20 protein-coding genes are annotated in these 19,842 nt (G+C 62.9%); 15 read left to right on the top strand and 5 right to left on the bottom strand.

Annotated features, from left to right (window positions below; genetic code table 11):
- Nucleotides 1-219 precede the first annotated feature (219 nt).
- Nucleotides 220-561, top strand: coding sequence for a hypothetical protein (locus tag GGR36_RS10655; protein WP_183634569.1), 342 nt, complete (start codon nt 220-222; stop codon nt 559-561).
- An 844-nt stretch (nt 562-1,405) separates the two neighbouring features.
- Here the strand turns inward: GGR36_RS10655 and GGR36_RS10650 are convergent.
- Nucleotides 1,406-1,852 carry a hypothetical protein gene (locus GGR36_RS10650; RefSeq protein ID WP_183634568.1) on the bottom strand — a complete coding sequence of 149 codons (447 nt, stop codon included), beginning with the start codon at nt 1,850-1,852 and terminating at the stop codon, nt 1,406-1,408.
- Between the two features lie 243 nt (nt 1,853-2,095).
- On the opposite strand from GGR36_RS10650, the gene ahpC reads away from it, so the two are divergent.
- The 4 genes from ahpC to GGR36_RS10630 all read left to right on the top strand — a co-directional run bounded on the left by ahpC (nt 2,096) and on the right by GGR36_RS10630 (nt 5,945).
- Nucleotides 2,096-2,665, top strand: coding sequence for an alkyl hydroperoxide reductase subunit C (gene ahpC, locus GGR36_RS10645; protein WP_183634567.1), 570 nt, complete (start codon nt 2,096-2,098; stop codon nt 2,663-2,665).
- A 247-nt stretch (nt 2,666-2,912) separates the two neighbouring features.
- On the top strand, nt 2,913-4,478 hold the full coding sequence (ahpF, locus tag GGR36_RS10640; protein WP_172196988.1) for an alkyl hydroperoxide reductase subunit F: 1,566 nt from the start codon (nt 2,913-2,915) through the stop codon (nt 4,476-4,478).
- 100 nt (nt 4,479-4,578) lie between these two features.
- Nucleotides 4,579-5,070, top strand: a complete 492-nt coding sequence (locus tag GGR36_RS10635; RefSeq protein WP_183634566.1) for an RNA methyltransferase — start codon at nt 4,579-4,581, stop codon at nt 5,068-5,070.
- A 236-nt stretch (nt 5,071-5,306) separates the two neighbouring features.
- On the top strand, nt 5,307-5,945 hold the full coding sequence (locus GGR36_RS10630; protein WP_183634565.1) for an alternative oxidase: 639 nt from the start codon (nt 5,307-5,309) through the stop codon (nt 5,943-5,945).
- Nucleotides 5,946-6,049: 104 nt separating this feature from the next.
- Here GGR36_RS10630 and GGR36_RS10625 read toward each other — a convergent pair whose 3' ends face one another.
- A complete protein-coding gene (locus GGR36_RS10625) occupies nt 6,050-6,334 on the bottom strand; it encodes a sll1863 family stress response protein (RefSeq protein WP_183634564.1) in 285 nt (94 codons plus the stop codon).
- A gap of 156 nt (nt 6,335-6,490) precedes the next feature.
- On the opposite strand from GGR36_RS10625, the gene GGR36_RS10620 reads away from it, so the two are divergent.
- Nucleotides 6,491-6,784: a hypothetical protein gene (locus tag GGR36_RS10620; RefSeq protein WP_183634563.1), complete on the top strand. Its 294-nt coding sequence runs from the start codon at nt 6,491-6,493 to the stop codon at nt 6,782-6,784.
- Nucleotides 6,785-6,956: 172 nt separating this feature from the next.
- Here the strand turns inward: GGR36_RS10620 and icmH are convergent, their stop codons facing one another.
- From icmH to tssJ, 3 genes are read right to left on the bottom strand one after another with little or no spacing between them, the layout of a single operon-like run.
- Nucleotides 6,957-7,736, bottom strand: coding sequence for a type IVB secretion system protein IcmH/DotU (gene icmH, locus GGR36_RS10615; RefSeq protein ID WP_183634562.1), 780 nt, complete (start codon nt 7,734-7,736; stop codon nt 6,957-6,959).
- Nucleotides 7,736-9,082 (bottom strand): type VI secretion system baseplate subunit TssK, encoded by a 1,347-nt coding sequence (gene tssK, locus GGR36_RS10610; RefSeq protein ID WP_183634561.1) that lies wholly within the window; start codon nt 9,080-9,082, stop codon nt 7,736-7,738. Before tssK ends, icmH begins: the two co-directional genes overlap by 1 nt.
- 19 nt (nt 9,083-9,101) lie before the next feature.
- Entirely contained in the window at nt 9,102-9,761 is a 660-nt protein-coding gene (gene tssJ / locus GGR36_RS10605) for a type VI secretion system lipoprotein TssJ (RefSeq protein WP_183634559.1), read from the bottom strand.
- 133 nt (nt 9,762-9,894) lie between these two features.
- Here tssJ and GGR36_RS10600 point away from each other — a divergent pair, with 133 nt between their 5' ends.
- The 9 genes from GGR36_RS10600 (at nt 9,895) to GGR36_RS10560 (ending at nt 19,842) form a co-directional block, all read left to right on the top strand.
- Nucleotides 9,895-10,614, top strand: a complete 720-nt coding sequence (locus tag GGR36_RS10600; RefSeq protein WP_183634558.1) for a tetratricopeptide repeat protein — start codon at nt 9,895-9,897, stop codon at nt 10,612-10,614.
- 37 nt (nt 10,615-10,651) lie between these two features.
- Entirely contained in the window at nt 10,652-11,158 is a 507-nt protein-coding gene (gene tssB, locus GGR36_RS10595; RefSeq protein WP_183634557.1) for a type VI secretion system contractile sheath small subunit, read from the top strand.
- A gap of 3 nt (nt 11,159-11,161) precedes the next feature.
- Nucleotides 11,162-12,646, top strand: coding sequence for a type VI secretion system contractile sheath large subunit (tssC, locus tag GGR36_RS10590; protein ID WP_183634556.1), 1,485 nt, complete (start codon nt 11,162-11,164; stop codon nt 12,644-12,646).
- A gap of 32 nt (nt 12,647-12,678) precedes the next feature.
- A complete protein-coding gene (locus tag GGR36_RS10585) occupies nt 12,679-13,182 on the top strand; it encodes a type VI secretion system tube protein TssD (RefSeq protein WP_183634555.1) in 504 nt (167 codons plus the stop codon).
- Between the two features lie 66 nt (nt 13,183-13,248).
- The gene (gene tssE / locus GGR36_RS10580; protein ID WP_183634554.1) at nt 13,249-13,743 is read left to right on the top strand and encodes a type VI secretion system baseplate subunit TssE; all 495 of its coding nucleotides are present in this window, start codon (nt 13,249-13,251) and stop codon (nt 13,741-13,743) included.
- Nucleotides 13,740-15,581 carry a type VI secretion system baseplate subunit TssF gene (gene tssF, locus GGR36_RS10575; RefSeq protein ID WP_183634553.1) on the top strand — a complete coding sequence of 614 codons (1,842 nt, stop codon included), beginning with the start codon at nt 13,740-13,742 and terminating at the stop codon, nt 15,579-15,581. Before tssE ends, tssF begins: the two co-directional genes overlap by 4 nt.
- Nucleotides 15,582-15,613: 32 nt before the next feature.
- The gene (tssG, locus tag GGR36_RS10570) at nt 15,614-16,648 is read left to right on the top strand and encodes a type VI secretion system baseplate subunit TssG (RefSeq protein WP_221229521.1); all 1,035 of its coding nucleotides are present in this window, start codon (nt 15,614-15,616) and stop codon (nt 16,646-16,648) included.
- Complete coding sequence (gene tssH, locus GGR36_RS10565) at nt 16,645-19,290, top strand: type VI secretion system ATPase TssH (RefSeq protein WP_183634551.1); 2,646 nt, start codon at nt 16,645-16,647, stop codon at nt 19,288-19,290. Before tssG ends, tssH begins: the two co-directional genes overlap by 4 nt.
- A gap of 9 nt (nt 19,291-19,299) precedes the next feature.
- A complete protein-coding gene (locus GGR36_RS10560) occupies nt 19,300-19,842 on the top strand; it encodes a hypothetical protein (RefSeq protein WP_183634550.1) in 543 nt (180 codons plus the stop codon).

The following is a 19,842-nucleotide window of genomic DNA, read 5'->3' as shown; positions in this document are numbered from 1 at the left end:
TGTCAGAGAGTGCGATGCAATTATGCGAGAACTGACTCTAAACCCTCAAAGAACCTTTGGGCCGATTCGTGCGAAGCGGCTTCAGTGGCCTCAAAAATAGTGAAATCACTAAATGACGACCCGAATTCCATTTATACGGCGAATTGCAAATGACCTGTGCGGCACCTTTACACTTCGTGGCTCATTCTCGCTGTCGCTGGGTTTTTTGAGGGGTGGCGCATGGCCAGCCTAAAAGAATGTGCAATTTGGATTGCGGAAGTTTTTTGGGCTGTCCTTCCTTTCATTCTTGTCAATGAATTGCGTGCGACAAAAATGAAAAATGACATTCTGTTGTGTGCATTAGCGTGGACTGAGCGCAATGAAATGTTGGTTGTAGATATTTGTGACGCCAAGTTCAGCGTTAGCAGAAGCTACTCATCGATTGAGTTTCTTGCTAAAGACCTAAGTGGGCGCGAATTTGAAATTTCGTTGTACAAGAAATCGTCGGTATCAGTGTTCCCATCTCCATTCGACTTATCGAAGATCGAGGTGAGTAGGCGCCCTCGCGTGAAACCGGCGTGAGGGCCGTGGGTTAGGCTGAGCTTTGCGAAGCCCAACGAATTGCCAAAGCCACATCGTATGGTTCTTGCAGCCGTGCGTTGGCCGGGTTCCCGCACCCGGCGGGCGTGTTACTTCTTTTGCTTCGTCAAAAGAAGTAACCAAGAAAAGACGACCCGGCGTTCGCGGTCAGGTGCGGAGCACCTGACTTCCCTGCGTTGCTCGCGCGACCGGGGGCCTGCGGAACTCGCCCTCGCTGCGCTCGGTGCTCAGACAGTCCTCGGCCTTCTTCCCGGTCGCGCTCCGCTACTCGGCGCTCTCGACGGGACCCAAAGTCAAAACCATCGCCGACACAACGCTTGTGTGCCGTCCGTAGCCCGGTAGGTTGAGCTTCATTGCATTCAGGGCCGTAGGTTGGGCTGAGCGCGGCGAAGCCCAACGTCACTATCATCGGCAACGCCATCGCGCAGGATCGTTGGCCGGGTTCCCGCACCCGGCGGGCGTGTTACTTCTTTTGCTTTGCCAAAAGAGGTAACCAAGAAAAGGCGACCCGAAATCGTGCAGTGTTTGCACACACTGCCCGCTCCAGCGGCGCGGAGCAGTGCTCCGCGAACCCCCGCTTACGCCGTTCGCGGTCAGGTGCGGCGCACCTGACTACCCTCGCGTGCTCGAGAAGTCGGACGGCTGCGGAACTCGGCCCTTTGGGCCTCAGACAGTCCTCGCCGTCGGCGCTCCGCGCCGATCCCCCGACCCCGCTGCGCCACTCGGCGCTCTCGACGGGACCCCAAGTCAAAACCGTCGCCGACACAACGCCCGATGGCGGTTCGCCGCCGTTTCGCACGATCTGAACCCCGGTAACGCAGCTCGGTTACTCGACTGCCGTCGGCACGAAGCGTCCGCTCCAGCCGCGGGTGGCGATGTGCAGCTGGTTGCTGACGCGGCGGCGCAGGGTGAAGGCGCCGCCGTCGGACAACGCCAGGCGGGCCAGCCAGTTGGCGGCGGGCCCCAGGCGGAACTGGTCCTTGCTGAGGCGCGCTTCGAGATCGGTGCCGCTACGGCAGATGACGCCCGCGCCTTCGGCCCACAGGCTCTCGCCGGTCTTCATGAATTCGAGCATCAGCAGGCCGTTGCGCTCGAGGATCGAGACGATCATCGGTTTGCCGTCGTCCATCGAGGTTTCTTCCCAGCGCAGCGGGAAGGCCGGGTCGCCCGCGACCTGACGCAGTTCGCGGATCGTCGAAGCGCAATGCAGCGGGTCCTGCGCCAGCGCGCAGCCGGACGCGGAAAGGGTGATCAGGGCGAACAGCAGGCGCATCAAACATCCTCCAGGCGAGCAGCATGCTGCAGAGATGTTGCCCGTGTGCGACAGAACGATGACGCTGGTGTGCGTGGTGCCCTGGACCCAGGCTGCGTGGGTGGAAGCTGACGAGTAATCGATAGGTTGTGGCTATGCATGTTATCGGTGCGATCAATTGGATTGATTTTGTCCGAATCCTTAATCTGCACTCCGTCGCACAACACTTTGTCTCTTCACCTCGAACAGCACAGGAGAAACACCATGAGCGCTTCCCTCATCAACACCGAAATCAAGCCCTTCAAGGCCACCGCCTTCCACAACGGCAAGTTCGTCGAGGTGTCGGATGCCGATACCAAGGCCAAGTGGTCGGTCTTCTTCTTCTACCCGGCCGACTTCACCTTCGTGTGCCCGACCGAGCTGGGCGACCTGGCCGACAACTACGCCGAGTTCCAGAAGCTGGGGGTGGAGATCTACGGCGTGTCGACCGACACGCACTTCACGCACAAGGCCTGGCACGACACGTCGGAGACCATCGGCAAGATCAAGTACCCGCTGATCGGTGACCCGACCCACCTGCTGTCGCGCAACTTCGGCGTGCTGATCGAAGAGGCCGGCCTCGCCGAGCGTGGCACCTTCGTGATCGACCCGCAGGGGAAGATCCAGATCATCGAAGTGAACGCCGGCGGCATCGGCCGCAACGCCGAAGAGCTGCTGCGCAAGGTCAAGGCCGCGCAGTACGTCGCCAGCCACCCGGGTGAAGTGTGCCCGGCGAAGTGGAAGGAAGGCGAAGCCACGCTGGCGCCGTCGCTCGACCTCGTCGGCAAGATCTAAAGCCGCGATTGCGTCTGCTGCGCGGGCCAATCTCGGGGCTGTGATGCTCGCCGTACCTCACGTACGGCTGCGCTTCTCGCCCCGACCTTGGCCCGCTCGCGACGGCGCACTCGCGACTTTGGTCGCGCCGCAAGAGCCGCCTCGGCGGCTCGCAGTGCAAAGCGGGTTGGAATGCGCGCTTTGCACTGCGATCCACAGAACCCCCGGCCCTTGCCCGACGCAAGGGCCCGAAAGAAGGAGTGCCTCCATGCTTGAAGCGAACATCAAGGCCCAGTTGAAGGCTTATCTCGAACGACTCGTGCAGCCGATAGAGCTGGTCGCCTCGCTCGACGACGGCGCCAAGTCGCGCGAGCTGCACGGCCTGCTCGAAGAAGTCGCCACCTTGTCGGACAAAGTCACCCTGCGGGTGGATGGCAGCAACGCGCGCCGCCCCTCGTTTGGCATCAGCCTCAAGGGCGAAACGCCGCGCGTGCATTTCGCCGGCATCCCGATGGGCCACGAGTTCACTTCGCTGGTGCTCGCATTGCTGCAAGTGAGCGGCTATGCGCCGAAGCTGGAAGAGGGCGTGATTGCGCAGATCAAGGCGATCGAAGGCAAGTTCAGCTTCGAGACCTTCATCTCGCTGTCGTGCCACAACTGCCCGGACGTGGTGCAGGCGCTCAACACGATGGCAGTGCTGAACCCCAACTTTGAAGCGGTGATGATCGACGGCGCGCTGTTCCAGGCCGAGGTCGATGCGCGCCAGATCATGGGTGTGCCCTCGATCTACCTCAACGGCGAGCTGTTCGGCCAGGGCCGCATGGGCGTCGAGGAGATCCTTGCCAAGGTCGATACCGGCGCCGCGGCGCGCGAAGCCGAGAAGCTCAACCAGAAGGGCGTGTTCGATGTGCTGGTGGTGGGCGGTGGCCCGGCCGGCGCATCGGCGGCGATCTACGCAGCCCGCAAGGGCATCCGCACCGGCGTGGTGGCCGAACGTTTCGGCGGCCAGGTGATGGACACGATGGCGATCGAGAACTTCATCTCGGTCAAAGCCACCGACGGCCCCAAGCTCGCGGCCGGCCTGGAGCAGCATGTGCGCGACTACGACGTCGATGTGATGAACCTGCAGCGGGCTGTCGGGCTGGAGCCTGCCGCCACGCCGGGTGGCCTGCACACGGTGAAGCTCGCCTCCGGCGCCACCTTGCAGAGCCGCAGCGTGATCCTCTCGACCGGGGCGCGCTGGCGCGAGATGGGTGTGCCGGGTGAGCAGCAGTACAAGACCAAGGGTGTGGCCTTCTGCCCGCACTGCGACGGCCCGCTCTTCAAGGGCAAGCGCGTCGCGGTGATCGGTGGCGGCAACTCCGGCGTCGAGGCGGCGATTGACCTCGCCGGCATCGTCGCCCATGTCACCCTGCTTGAATTCGCCGACACCCTGCGTGCCGACGCGGTGCTGCAGAAGAAGCTGCACAGCCTGCCCAACGTCAAGGTCATCACCTCGGCGCAGACCACCGAAGTGACCGGCGACGGCAGCAAGGTCAACGGCCTCTCGTACAAGGACCGCGTCAGCGGCGCGGCGCACCACATCGAACTCGAAGGCATCTTCGTGCAGATCGGCCTGCTGCCGAACACCGACTTCCTCAAGGACGTCGTCAAGCTCTCGCCGCGCGGCGAGATCGAAGTCGACGCCCGCGGCGAGACCTCGGTGCCAGGCGTGTTCGCAGCCGGCGATGCGACGACGGTGCCGTACAAGCAGATCATCATCGCGATGGGTGAGGGGGCCAAGGCGAGTTTGGGTGCGTTTGACCACCTGATCCGCACCAGCGCGCCGGCCTGATCAACGCAGGCTATGTGCAACGCCCGCCCGGCAAGCGCCCGGCGGGCGTTGTGCGGTGGGGGTGACGCTAGAATGGACGTCCGCCTCCGGGTCACCGCCCATGTCCAAGATCGAAACCCTCACCCGCAAGCAAGCTGTACGTGACTACGACGGTTACGCCTGTATCGGCCTGGTCAATCCGAAAAGCCCGAAGAACGTCGGCGAAGTGATGCGTGCGGCAGGTTGTTACGGCGCCCATTCGGTGTTCTACACCGGCAAGCGCTACGAGACCGCGCGCGAATTCAGTACCGACACCAAGCAGGCGTATCTGCAGATTCCGCTGATCGGCGTGGAGGATCTGTGCGGCGTGGTGCCGCTGGGCTGCGTGCCGGTTGCGGTCGAACTCCACCCCGACGCGCAGCCGCTGACGCAATACCAGCACCCCGAGCGGGCGTTCTACATCTTCGGGCCGGAGGACGGGAGCCTCAAGGGCAACGTCACCGCGTGGTGTCGCGACATCGTTTACGTGCCAACCCACGGCTGCATGAATCTCGGCGCGACGGTCAACGTGGTGCTTTACGACCGACTCTTGAAACGCGCGGCAGCGGGCTGAACGCGCCGGCACCGCTCTGGCTTGCGGGCGGCTTTCAGAAGATCGTGCAAACCTTGGCCCGGCGCGGAACCTAAACGCCTCGCGCCCGTCTATCTGACAGTAGCCAAACACGCCAGCGGGCCGAGCCTCGATCCTCGCGTCGTGTGGCACGCCGTCGCCGTCAACCGCGGCAAGGGCGTTGGCTGGGGGCGGGCGCACAAGGCCGGCTCCGTGATTTCCCCATCAGGAGCATCACCATGCAAGCGTCAGAACCCACTGTCACCCACCGCACCCCCGCGGGCCTGCAAGACCGCATTGCCTACGGCATCTGCAAGTTCCTGCGATTCTTCGCCGACCTGTTTTTCGCCAATCGCTACGGCCACCGCGCGGTGGTGCTCGAAACCGTGGCTGCCGTGCCGGGCATGGTGGGTGGCACGCTGCAGCACCTGCGTGCGCTGCGACATATGTCGGACGACCACGGCTGGATCCGTACCCTGCTCGACGAAGCCGAGAACGAGCGCATGCATTTGATGACCTTCATCCAGATCGCACAGCCCTCGGGCTTCGAACGCTTCCTGATCCTGCTGGCGCAGGGCGTGTTCTACAACTTCTTCTTCGTGCTCTACCTGTTGTCACCGAAGACGGCGCACCGCATGGTGGGCTATTTCGAAGAAGAGGCCGTGTTCAGCTACACCGAGTACCTGGCGGGAGTGGAGAGTGGCCGTTACGAGAACGTGCCGGCGCCGCAGATCGCGATCGATTACTGGAAGCTGCCGGCGACCGCGCGCTTGCGCGACGTGATCCTGGTGGTGCGGCAAGACGAAGCGGGCCACCGCGACGTGAACCACGATTTCGCCGACGCACTGCGGACGCCGCAAACGCAAGTCGCGGGCTGAGGCGGCAGCGCAGCGACAAAGAAATGCGGCCGGACGAGAACCTGAGTTCCCGCCGGCCGTGTTCGCAATGACGCCCCCGCAACCGTTCGCGGGGGCGCAACCTTTCAGAGCTGGGACCTGAAATAGCGGAAGGAGTGAATGAAGGCGTCGCGGACCTTCTCCATCTCGTCGGTGATCTTGTCCCACGATTCCTCGCCCGCCGTCTTCAGTTCATCGAGCTTGGCGAGCGCCAGCTTTGACTGTTGGCGCAGTTTGGCCAATTCCGCCTTGTACTTGTCGCGGGCATCGTCGCGGGCCGCTTGTGCCTTTGCTTCGAGCACATCCATGTTGGCATTCATTTCGTCGAGCTGGTGCTTCATCGTATCGATGTATTCGTCGCGTTTGGACATGACACATGCTCCTTGCAGTGAGGAAGAGCCCCTCGGCCGGGGCGCCGGTGTCACGCAGGGCAGCCGTCGCCATATGGTTCTAACAAGGGCATCTTGGGCACGGCGGGGCTACCGGTCTGTTCGCTGTCGTACATACACGGCGGAACAACTCAGCGCGTGACCCAGGCGTCGTTGTCGAACGGGCTTTTCCGGTCACCGCGCGAAGATCAGCTCGTGACGCGAGACGTTGTTGAGCGGCGACGCGGTCCCCTGCGGCTTCGGCGCCAATTGGTGATCGCGCTGTGCGAGGCGAAGGCGGGGCGCTTGCCGCGCGGCGCCCCGCTGCATCCGGACAAGCGCAAGGAAGTCTTCTTCGGCGGACTCGAAGCGTTGTGGCGGGTGCTGTGCTGGCATGCACAGAATCCGTCAAGGCCTTCTTTGAAGGCGGGCCATTTCCGGCGCGCGTGCTAAAGGACGCTGAAGCTGGGGTCGAATGGCGTCGATAGGGTCATCGGCGCCACTTCAATCCGCAATGCTTTCATTCAGGGGCCGATCACCCTTCAGCTGACGTTATCGGATCGGCCACACAAAAGGCAAGGCAAAGACAGTCCGGCGTCTCAATCGCGATAAGAGGGTCGGGCGTTCAAGGCAGGCTGATCGTCACATGTGCCTGACGCGGCGCGACCTTCACGATGTCGTGGAAGGCGGCCAAGACCTTGTCGGTGTCTTTGCCAAGCCAGGTTTGAAGCCCGACAAACAACCCGAGTGCGACCAACGCGTATGCGCTGAGCACGCCCCACAGGGGGACGTTGCTGCGCAGGGCGTGCTTGACTGCATCCGGTGCGGCCCAGTCCGGTGCAAATGCGGCCCGGTTGCCTTTGTAGTGGGCGATCTCGTCGCCCAGGCGGCCGACGAGGTAACCGAGTTTCTCCGGCGATTCGAGAAGGTATTTCCCGCGGAAGCCGAGCAGCAGGCAGAGGTGATAGACCTCCAGCGATTGCAGGCGCGCTGCGCCCTCGGCACGAAGTCCTTCGAGGCGCTCGAAGAAGCGTTCGCCCGCCAGTTGATCGCCAAAGAATGCGAGCTGCAGCGGTTGGCGTTCCCAGGCGTCGCGGATGCTGAAGCGCGATGAGAGGATGTGCTCGTCCATCGCGGCACAGAATGCGTATTTCGCCGCGAAGATGTCATCGGCGGGGATGTTGGCCCGCTTGGCGTTGCGCTCGAAGTCGTCGAGAAATTCGCGCAGGCGATTGCGGAAGCTCTCTGCATCGACTGGCGCGTTGCGATTGCGGATCAGGAACATCAGGTAGAAACCGTCGTACATCATGTCCGCCAGCGTCTTGGCCTGCCGCGGTGCCTCGGCAGGCGGGCGGCGTCGCGGTTCGATATCGCCAAAGAGGGATGGGGCTTGGACTTGGCTCATCATTGCACCAGTGCGAAGAGTTCGACCCGCAGTTCACGGAAGCCTGACGGCACGTAAAGCGCCACCGATTGCGCCTGCAGCATCCGTTCGAAAAGTGGGCCGTGGGGTTCGATCGAAAAATAGTAGTTGCCTGGCCGTACCGGCACGGCGGCGGGAACCTGGGGCGCGGCGGTAAGTTTTACCCCCGGCATGGCGGAGAGGACGAGTTTGTCGACGTCGTCGGGGGCACCCAGTTTGAAGCGCAGCGGCACCGCGTCGACAAGCTCGGGCGGCGGCATGTCGGCCGCAACCGAGAGGTAGAACGCGCTGCCGTTGCCGAGTTTTTCGGAGTCCAGCCGCCCGACGAAAAATGAGGGCTTTGCTTCATTCAGCGCGATCGTGGCGCAGCGCGTCGAGATCACGGTTTCCAGCAACTCGCGCACGATCCGATCCAGGCGGAAGAATCCGGGTGACGGATCCGCGTGGTCATACGTCGGCAGGTCGTCGAGCGTGTAGCTCTTCGAGAAGGTCATCAGCGCGCCCGCGACCTCCAGCAGACCTTCGAACAGGCGCTCAGGGTGAAGACGCGGATGGCGGTAGAGGTGGCTGAGGCGGGCGAAAGCACTGCTTGCCGTATGCAGCAGCCAGAACGACGCGATATCGCCTGATCGTACCTCGACGATGTTCTTGCTTGGTTCGCGGTGGAAGCCGTAAAGCGCGGCGCATTTGGCCTGCAACACGTCGAGCATGCGGCGCAGCATCAGGACCAGCGGTGGCAGGGCGTCGATAGATGCCGCGGGCGCCATGAACGTCGGATCAATCTCGAATCCGCCGGTCGAGGTCTTGCGGATGCGCACGGCCGGCAGGGTCACGAATTGTTCGATGGCGTCGAATTCCGAAAGCAGTCGCGGCTGCTTGCGGAGCAGCATGACATCGGCCTCTGCGGCACGCGTGTAGAGATCCGCGGCGGGTTCGGTGGCGGGGCGATAGCGGGCGTTGGTGCGGGCGTCGCCGGGCTGGGCGTGATTGCCCCCCGAGCTTCGCAGATGAGCGAGCGCCAGGTGGAAGGTGATCGTGTCGCGCGCAAAGTCGAGCTGCGACAAGTTGATCGGATCAGGTAGCTCGTCGGCGTCCGGCGCCGCATAGAACTCGCCGTCGGGGAAGCTGGCGCGGACCTGGTCGATGCGGAGCACGCCGGACGCCAGCGCGTCGCGGTCCAGTTCGATCTGGCGGAATCCCCACGCATACGGGTGCAGCGTCCTGCCGAGTTCAGTAACACGAGACTCGTGGTAGAGATCCTGTCGCTGAAAGTGTTGCGGCCGCAAGAACAGCCCTTCACCCCATAACACCTTTGCTGCTGCCTTCAAGCTGCTTCTCCTGATTCTGCTATTTCGTGTCGTCGTCCGGTGCGCCGCACCGCGCCGCCGCAAGTCTTGTTGCTTGTGCTTCCTTCCAGCCGATCGGCGCACCGGCGCCAACGCTGAACGCACACGCATGTGCCGCAACCAAGACACCGCTCTTTGCCGCGGCACCCCGGTCAAACGCGACACGCCAACGCGACGCCGCCGGATTACGGAACTGCCCTGCCATCGCGATGAAGCCAGCCTCGCGCGAGACCTTCTCCTTCACCTCTAGCTGCTGGTTGGGCGTCAGGACTATTTCGCGGACCTCGATCAGATCCGCGCCCAATGCTTCCTTTTCTTTCACCGGCAGCATCGCCGCTTCCGGTGGCATCGACAGGAACGCATCGATCCCGCGCAGCTTGTAGATGCGCACCACCAGCGCGGTGCCCTTGTCATCTGCTCCGGCATTCAGGTTTCGTGCGGCGTGAATCCGTAACGGAATCTCGTCGAAGCCGGTCGTTGTGTCGGCGTTTGCGCGCTTGAGACCCACGACACCCAGTGCGCTGTCTGCGGCCGATCCGATCACTGCATTGCCGTCCATGGAGCTGCACGCGGGCAGCAGGCAACACAGGAGCGCGAGCGCTGCCGCGCTTTGTCTTGCGCCGTTGGCGGATGCGGTAGAACTGCACAGTGCGTATGGCATTGTCATTGAAACCGTACTTGCTTGTTCGTAGATTACCACCCATGTTGCATACGCCAATGGAATATGCATTTGTGGTGTGAAGTGCGGCATGGAGTCGCAGTCGCTACCGAAAATCACGAACAGGAGCCACGAAATGACACATCAAAAACGTCGCCGGTTTTGCGACGTGAACCTGATTCCGATGCTGTCGGCATTGTTGCTGGCGGCATGCGCCAGCACGCCGCCGATGGCCGAGCTGGACCAATTCAAGGACGTTGCAACAGTGCAGCAGCGTGTCGACGACCTGGTCGCCGCCGGCGATGTGCAGAAGGCCCAGGCGATGCTGGAGGGCACGGCCAAGGCGCACCCGACCGATCCGGCGCCGTGGGTGCGCATGGCCCAGTTGCAGTTTGATCGCGGCAACTATTCGGGCGCCATTTCGGCTGCCGACGAGGCGGTCCAGCGCGACCCCGCGAACGTCCAGGCCAAGGGCATTGCACTGGTTGCGAGTCTGCGCATCGCAGTGCGGAATATTCAGGAGTTGCGCGGTGGTGTTGCCCTGGGTGGTGACGCACGTGGCGAGGCTGAGCGTCTGGCGCGCACGCTGCGCGAGACGATCAAGGAAGACGTGCTGGTTCCGGTTGGGCCTGCGCAAGAACCCAAGAAAGCGAAGTCACAGCAACGCGTCACCGCCAAAGCTGCCCCCGCGGCGCCGGCCGGCTCTGCTGCGGCACCTGTGGCGGCTGTTGCAGCGGCGCCGGCTGCTCCTGCCGCGCCGATGCCCGCGCCAGCAAAGTCCGCGACTGCTCCTGCCAGCAAGCCAGCCGCTCCCGCTTCAAAGGCGTCCGCAGACCCTTTCGGTGCACTCAAGTAACCGCCCCCGAACCACACGAACCAAACAGGAATCCATCATGGCCAAGAAAGAAAGTGTGCAGCAGAAGCTGTCTCGTGTCCGCGCGCCCCGCGTACAGCTGACCTACGAGGTTGAGCGCGGCGACGCAGTCGAGCAAAAGGAATTGCCCTTTGTTGTCGGCGTCATCGGCGATTTCGCAGGGCAATCGGAAGTCGAGCAGCCGCGCTTGCGTGACCGTCGTTTCGTGAACATCGACGGAGACAACTTCGATGACGTCATGGAAGGTCTCTCGCCGCGCGCGGCCTACCGCGTCGAGAACCGTCTTTCTGCAGAAGGTGGCGAATTCGCGGTCGACCTGAATTTCCGTTCCATCGATGACTTCCGTCCCGAGTCCGTCGTGCAGCAGGTGGATCCGCTGCGCAAGCTGCTTGAGGCGCGCAGCAAGCTGGCCGATCTGCGCAACAAGCTGGCAGGTAACGACAAGCTCGAAGACTTGCTGCAGGACGTTCTGAGCAATACCGAAAAGCTGGCGGCGCTGGGCGCCGAGGCCAAGGTCGAGGAGTAAGTCATGAATGCACCGTACGCCGCCCTTGCCACCCAGGCCCCTGAGACCGAATACAGTCTGCTCGATCAGATCGTGTCGGAAAGCCGTGTCGCACGTTCTACCGTCGAACACAACCGCGCGCGCGACCTGATCGCTGAACTCGTGCAGCAGGTGATGGAAGGCACTGTCGTTGTCTCCGAGAACCTTGCGGCAACCCTTGATGCACGCATTGCCGAACTCGACGAGATGCTCTCCGACCAGTTGTCGGCGGTGATGCATGCGCCGGAGTTCCAGAAACTCGAATCCTCCTGGCGCGGCCTGGAGTATCTGTGCAAGCAGAGCGCGACCGGCCAGATGCTCAAGATCAAGGTGCTCAATGCCACCAAGCGCGAACTGATCAAGGATTTCCGCGGCGCGATCGAATTCGATCAGAGCACGCTGTTCAAGAAAGTCTACGAAGAAGAGTTCGGCACCTTCGGTGGCGCGCCGTTCGGTTCGCTGCTCGGTGACTTCGACATCACGCGTCAGCCTGAGGACATGTACTTCATCGAGCAGATGTCGCATGTCGCTGCGGCTGCGCACGCCCCGTTCATCTCGGCGGCATCGCCTGAACTGTTCGGGCTCGAAGGCTTCACCGATCTGGGCAAGCCGCGCGATCTGTCGAAGGTGTTCGACACCGTCGAATACGCCAAGTGGAAATCCTTCCGAGAGTCGGAGGACTCGCGCTATGTCGGGCTGACGCTGCCGCACTTCCTTGGCCGCCTGCCATACAACCCGAAGGACGGCACGACGGTCGAGGGCTTCAGTTTCGTCGAAGAGGTCGATGGTACCGATCACAGCAAGTACCTGTGGGTGAATGCCGCCTACGCATTCACGTCGCGCATCACCGATGCATTCGACAAGTACGGCTGGTGCGCCGCGATTCGCGGAGTCGAGGGCGGCGGCCTGGTCGAAGACCTGCCGACGCACACGTTCAAGACCGACGAGGGAGAAGTCGCGCTGAAATGCCCGACCGAGGTTGCGATTACCGATCGCCGCGAGAAGGAACTCTCGGACCTCGGATTCATCCCGCTCGTGCATTGCAAGGGAACCGACTACGCCGCGTTCTTCGGTGCGCAGTCGGTGCAGAAATCGAAGAAGTACAACACCGATGCGGCGAATGCGAACGCTGTGCTGTCCGCCCAGCTTCAGTACATCTTCGCGGTCTGCCGGATCTCTCATTACCTCAAGGCGATGATGCGCGACAAGATCGGCAGCTTCGCGTCGGCCGGCAACGTCGAGTCCTACCTGAATGGCTGGGTGTCTCGCTACGTGTTGCTGGACGACGGCGCGTCGCAAGAAGCAAAGGCCGAGTTCCCGCTGCGTGAAGCATCGGTCCAGGTGTCCGAGGTCCCGGGCAAACCGGGTGTCTATCGTGCAGTCGCGTTCCTGCGCCCGCACTTCCAGCTGGACGAGCTCACGGTTTCACTGCGCCTGGTGGCCGAGCTGCCTCAATCCGCAGGCGCATAACTCTCTACCCCAAGTAAATTAGGAGCCAAGACGTGAAGGACATTTACGTTCAATTCAAAGGCAAGTACGACATCAAGGGTGAATCGCGCGACTCCGAGCACAAGGAATGGCTCGAAGTCAGCTCGTGGAGCCATCTGATTCGTCAGCCGAAATCGGCGACTGCGTCGACGTCCGGTGGTCACACCGCCGAGCGTTGCGAGCATGGCGAAATGATCTTCGTGAAGGACCTGGACCTGACCTCGCCCCGCATCTGGGAAGCGTGTTCGGCCGGTCACACCTTCGACGAAGTCACGATCGACTTCATGCGTGCCGACGGCGACAAGCGCGTCAAGTATCTCGAGATCAAGCTCAAGCATGTGCTGCTGGCGTCGGTGACGCCGTCCGTCGCCGGCGAAGGCATCCCGACTGAGACCTTCACGCTGGCCTACGCGGCGGTGCAGTGGACCTACACCGCGCAGGACATCAAGGGCGGTACCAAGGGCAACAAGGTTGCCAAGTGGAGCCTTGCGAAGAACACCGCGAGCTACGACATCTAAGTCGCCCAATGCGACGCGGCGTCCGGCGACGCGCCGGCGCTGCGTCGCGCAGCACAAGAGCATCTCATGAAGGGCTTTTCCCCCACCCTGTTCGAACGCATGTTCGACGAAGCGCCGCACCGCGCCGACGACCCAGCGCCTCTGCGCCGCTGGTCGATCGAAGAACTCAAGGACAGTGTTGCGCGTGATCTCGAGTCGCTGCTCAACAGTCGATGCGGCGTGCGGGAATCCCTGTTGTCCGCCTACCCGGAAGCTGCGAAGTCGATCGCGAGCTTTGGCATGACCGATTTCGTCGGACTCAGTCTTGCCAATCCGGCGGACCGCGCCCGCATCTGCGCAACGCTGGAACGTACGATCCTGCAGCACGAACCCAGACTCAAACGGGTGCTCGTCGGGCTGCGTGGCGATGAGCGAAGCGTCGGGCGCCTGAACTTCACCATTCAGGCAGTGCTGCATGTACCGCCGACGGCCGAGCCGGTCGGTTTCGATGCCGTGCTTCAGCCATGCACGCAGCAGTATTCCGTGGCGAGCAGTCGTCGCACGCTACAGGCCGTTGCATGAACGATCTTCTGCCTTACTACGAACGCGAGCTGACTTTTCTGCGTCGGCACTCGCGCGAATTTGCGGAACGCTTTCCGAAGATTGCTTCGCGCCTGCTGCTTTCCGGCGAGTCTTGCGAGGATCCGCACGTCGAACGCATGCTCGAGTCGTTTGCCTTGCTGTCCGCGCGGGTGCACAAGAAGCTCGACGATGATTTTCCTGAGCTCACCGAGAGCCTGTTGGGCGTCGTTGCACCGCATTACCTGAAGCCGCTTCCCTCGTGTTCAATCGCCCGTTTCGATATGGGCGGGGCCGAGGCTCAGCTCTCGTCACCCGTGACCTTGCCGCGTGGTACGGAGCTCTCGACACGCCCGGTCGGTGGCATCGCGTGCCGTTTTCGCACCGCATATGACGTCTCGCTGGCACCGATTCGAATTGCGGATGCACGCTTCGAGCAGCCGGTGGTGTCCGGGCGCAACCTGCGTGTCCCTGCAGAGACGCGGTGTGCGCTGACGCTGACGATCGAAACGAGCTCCGAGTCATCGGCGCTGCGCAGTCTCGCACTTGACCGCCTGCGGCTCTTTCTTGACGGCGAACCCTCGCTGGTCTGCCAACTGCGCGAGGCCTTGTTCTCATCATTGCGTGGGGTAGCGGTCGGTTCGCCGGACGGCGGCTCCTGGCAGCTTTTCGAGGGCAAGGTCGTGCAACCCGTCGGATTCGGCGTCGACGAGGGGCTGCTCGACTACGACGCAAGATCCCAGTTGGCCTATCGTCTGCTGACCGAGTTCTTCCTGTTCCCGGCAAAGTTTGACTTCTTCGATCTGGATCTTGCGACGCTGCGCGCGGCGATGCCGTCCGACGTACGCAGTGTGCAGATCAAGTTCTTCCTGGGTGCCGGAGCAACAGAGCTCGATCCCGCCTTGCTCGAGCGCGTGTCGGCAGCGAACTTTGCAACAGGATGCGCGCCAGTCGTGAACCTGTTCGAGCGCAATGCCGAGCCGATCCGCATTGATCATTCGCGCAGCCACTATCCGCTCGTCGTCGATGCCCGTCGTGCGCAGGCCTTCGAACTCTACTCGGTCAATCGCGTCGCGCGTGTCGAAAAGAGCAGTCTCGGCGAGCGCGTCTCGGAGTTCCGCCCGTTCTATGGTTTGCGCCATGCTGAGTCGCCCGAGAAGGAAGGGCGTTACTGGCACCTGCGGCGGGACCCGCGAGTGGCCAGCTTGTCGCCGGGCCATGAATACGAGATTGCACTGGTCGACGCCGGTGAGGATCTGGCCGACGTGCGGACCGAGACGCTCAGTATCCAGGTCACGGCGACCAATCGTGATCTGCCCTCGCAGTTGCCCTATGGTCTGCCCGAGGGCGATCTGTTCATCGAAGGCGGGTCGATCGCGCGGCGCATTTCATTTCTTCGTCGCCCGACGCCGACCCATCGGTTCCGTACCGAAGAAGAAGGCCTGTGGCGCCTCATATCCCACCTTGCGCTCAACCGACTCTCACTTGCCGAGAGTGGGGTCGATGCCCTGAAGGAGACGTTCGGTCTTTACAACGCGAATCGTGCAGCCAGCAATCAGCGAGTGATAGACGGTCTGAAATCGGTCGATCATCGTCCGTCGAGCGCGATGCTTCCGGGGGATCCGTTTCCCGCGTTCGTGCGCGGCATCGACATTGAAATCGGCGTTGATGAGCAGGCCTTCGTCGGCGTAGGCCTGTCGCTCTTCGTCGCGGTGCTGGAGCATTTCTTCTCGCTCTACGTTCACCTGAACAGTTTCACCCGTTTGCGGGTGCGTTCGACCCGCAGCGGCGAAGTCCTTGTGAGTTGCAAACCACGCAGCGGCGATGTGGTGCTGGTGTGAAGCGCAAACCCGCTAGCGCAATCGCCAGGCTCTTGGCCGCGCCACAGCGTTTCGAGTTCTTTCAGGCGGTGCGCATGCTGCGGCGTCATCTTGGGACACGACGCGGGAAGGGTGCGGGCGCGCTGGGTGATGACGTGCGTTTCGGCAACTCGCTGGAACTGTCGTTTCCCGCCAGCGAAATCGAGCGGATCGAGGTCGAGACCACTGCGGCAGGTGATCTGTCCAAGGTCAAGCTGACGCCGGCATTCATCGGCTTGACCGGCAATCAGGGCGTACTGCCGCAGCACTACACCGAGCGCCTGCTCGATCGCGAGGTGCTGCATCGTGATCGCGGCGCGCGTGCCTTTCTCGACATCTTTGCGAACCGCAGCTCAGTCCAGTTCTTCGGCGCGTGGGAGAAATATCGTCCGCACTTCCAGTTCGAGGCTGAGGGGCGTTCGCGTTACCTGCCGCTGGTGCTGGCGCTGGCGGGTACCGGCGCCCCCGCCTTGCGCGAACGTCTGGCTGACCAGACCACGGCGTCGCTCCACGACGAAACGCTTGCCTACTACGCGGGCTTGCTGCGCACCGCGCCGCGCTCGGCACAGGCAACCGCCGGCGTACTGTCTGACTACTTCGGTGCGGCGATTCGGCTGGTGCCGTTTGTCGGGCAATGGTTCCGACTGCCGGACGAGAGCCATGCCCGGCTCGGCATGTCCAATGTCTGTCTGGGCGGGGACGCGATCTGTGGCGAGCGGATCTACCAACGTGACTCGCGCATCCGCATCGAGGTTGGTCCACTGCCGCGCGCGGATTTCCTCGCGTTCATGCCCGGCGGCACTTCTGCGCGGGCGCTCGACCGGCTGCTCGGCATGGTGCTCGGTCCGACCTTCGAGGTCGAGGTGCGGGTGCTGCTCGATCGTCGCGAGGTCCATCCGGTCAAGGTTGGTCTCAGCGGCAGTGGTCGACTGGGCTGGGATAGCTGGCTAGCCACCGACGTGCAGGCAACCGACCCCGGCGACGCAACCTACCGTTTCATGCCCGGCTTCATGCGCGGGCACACGCAACCTTCCATGAGTTCAACATGAGTACGCATCTGAAAGTCCTGATCGGCAAGCTTAACGTCACCTGCCGCCAGGCGGCCGAACGCGCTGCGGCGCTTTGCATGAGCCGCGGCCATTACGAAGTCGATATCGAACACCTGTTCGTCGCGCTTGGGGAGCAGGTTGACAGCGACTTTGCCGTGATTGCGCATCGCGCCGGGCTGAGTCTGCAGGCGCTGCTGCAGGATCTTGAGGCCGAGCTGGCGCGATTGCCGTCGGGCAATACCCGCACGCCGGTCTTCTCGGAGCGCATTCCGCAGCTGCTGGAGGCGGCCTGGCTGATCGCATCGATCGACGATGCGCAGGCCCGCATTCGCAGCGCGCATCTTCTGCACGCCCTGCTGGCGGACCACAAGCTTGCGCAGATGGCCTACCGTGCGTCCAAGCTGTTTGCGCGTTTCCAGGTCGATGGTCTGAAGCATGAACTCGCTCGCCTGACCGCGGGCTCCGTCGAGGCACCCCAGGCGGCGGCGACACGTGAAGTCACGATTCCTGATGAAGGCGAGGGCATGGCGCCCGCGCCTGCGAACCCGTCCCGGACCCCGGCGCTCGACCAGTACACCACCAACCTCACTGCACGCGCGGCTGAAGGCAAGATTGACCCGGTGATCGGTCGCGATGCCGAGATCCGCCAGGCGATGGACATCTTGCTGCGCCGCCGGCAGAACAACCCGATCCTCACCGGCGAAGCGGGCGTGGGCAAGACTGCAGTGGTCGAAGGGCTTGCGCTGCGCATTGCGCAGGGCGACGTGCCGCCGCCACTGGTAGATGTCGCGCTGCACGCGCTGGACCTGGGGCTGCTGCAGGCAGGCGCGAGTGTCAAGGGTGAGTTCGAGAACCGGCTCAAATGCGTGATCGACGAGGTCAAGAAAAGTCCGCGGCCGATCATCCTGTTCATCGACGAAGCGCACACGATGATCGGCGCCGGCGGCACCGCCGGGCAGAACGACGCGGCGAACCTGCTCAAGCCGGCACTCGCGCGTGGCGAGTTGCGCACCATCGCAGCGACGACCTGGAGCGAGTACAAGAAGTACTTTGAAAAGGATGCAGCGCTGGCGCGGCGCTTCCAGGTGGTCAAGGTCGAAGAGCCCACCCCAGAACTCGCGTGTGCCATGTTGCGCGGCATGGCGCCCTTGATGGAGCGGCATTTTGGTGTGCGCGTGTTGGATGAGGCGATCACCGAGGCGGTGATGCTGTCGGCGCGTTACATCTCTGGCAGACAGTTGCCGGACAAGGCGATCGGCGTGCTCGACACCGCGTGCGCACGCGTCGCGTTGGCGCAGAACGCGACCCCGGGGCCGATTGATGATTTGCGCAAAGAGATCGAACGTCTTGACGCGGAGATCCACGGCCTCGTAAGGGAGGGCGCGCTCGGTTTGTTGCACGCTTCGCGGCGCGACGAATTGGCGAAAACCCGCGATTCGCGCGTTGCCGAGTTGTCGGCGCTCGAAGCGCAGTGGCGACACGAAGTCGAACTGGTTGCGCGCATCCACGCCTTGCGCGCCGATCTGGCTGACGCTGCATCCAGCAATGATCCGCGGCACGCCGAACTCGCGTCGCTGACGGATGAACTGGCACGCGCGCAGGGCGAATCACCCCTGGTTCCCTTGCAGGTCGATGGACGCGTCGCGGCTGAAGTGATTGCCGCATGGACCGGCATTCCGCTCGGCCGCATGGTGAAGGACGAGATCCGCGCCGTGCTGGGCTTGCGCGATGCGATGGCAGAGCGCGTGATCGGTCAGGATCATGCGCTGGAAGCGATTGCGCAGCGCGTCCGCACGGCCCGCGCCAACCTGGAAGACCCGAACAAGCCGAAGGGTGTGTTCCTTTTCGTGGGTCCGTCGGGCGTCGGCAAGACGGAGAGTGCGCACGCGCTGGCCGAAATCCTCTATGGCGGTGCGCGCAGCCTGGTCACGATCAACATGAGCGAATACCAGGAGGCGCACTCGGTATCGGGCCTCAAGGGCTCGCCACCGGGCTACGTCGGCTACGGCGAGGGCGGCGTGCTGACCGAGGCGGTGCGGCGACAACCCTACAGCGTGGTGCTTCTCGATGAAGTGGAAAAAGCGCATCCGGATGTTCTGGAGCTCTTCTTCCAGGTCTTTGACAAGGGCGTGATGGATGATGCGGAAGGGCGCGAAGTCGATTTCCGCAACACCATCATCATCCTGACTTCCAACGTCGCGTCGGCCACGCTGATGTCCGCCTGCATCAACAAGGCTGCAGAAGAGATGCCCTCGCCCGACGCGCTGCTCGATGCAATTCGTCCCCAACTGTACAAGGCGTTCAAGCCGGCCTTCCTCGGTCGGCTCACCGTGGTGCCGTTCTATCCGATTTCCGATGATGTCCTTGCGCGCATCATCCGGCTCAAGCTCGACCGCATTGCGCGCCGCGTCGCGGAGAACCACAAGGCGGTGTTCAGCCATGATGAGGCCTTGGTCGAAGCGGTGCTGGCGCGCTGCGTCGAGGCGGATTCGGGCGCGAGGAACGTTGACAACATCCTGAGCGGCAGCCTGTTGCCGGAAGTCTCCGAGAGCGTTTTGGCGCGCATGGCCGAAGGCGAGGCAATCAACAAGATCAAGGTGGGCGTCAGCAAGAAGGGCGCCTTTACGTACAAGGTGAGCTGAGGGACATCCATGAGCGTCTTGTTCGACCTGCCGTTTGCCCAGTTTCTGGACGCCGGACCGACCGCGCTGCCGGGGGTGACGTTCCGCGATGGGCGCGCCGTGCTCGGGCGCGGGCGCAGCTACCTTGGCGTGCTGACGTCGACCGCGCTGGCGCGGCTGACCACGCCGTCGCCCACCGAGACCGTGGGCGATGCGCTATCTGCGTTTCTGTCGGTCATGCTTCAGGGCGTGCGTAGCAGCATCGGGAGTGTCCGGGATGCCGGATCTGCGGAATTGATGCGCTTTGCCACCCCTCGTGCGGAGCGCCACCGCGTTTACTGCGAGCAGACGTTTCGGAATGCCCTCCACGCGCGGACTGATCCGCTCGGCTTGGTATTTGAGGCGACGCTGGTGACAGACCACGATCTCGTCCTCAGGGTCGATCCCTTCATGCGAGTGGAGCAGGGCGGTGAAGGCGGGTTTGGTTGCCAGTTCGCCGCTGCCGATCCCGTGCGTGTCTATCTTGCAAGTGGGGCAGTTCGGCGCGTATTCGATTTCACTGTGACTGCCTGA

This window comes from Niveibacterium umoris, assembly GCF_014197015.1.
GTDB classification, from domain to species: Bacteria; Pseudomonadota; Gammaproteobacteria; order Burkholderiales; family Rhodocyclaceae; genus Niveibacterium; species Niveibacterium umoris.
The sequence above is the reverse complement of the archived record's forward strand: the minus strand, read 5'-3'. Positions and strand labels throughout refer to the sequence as shown.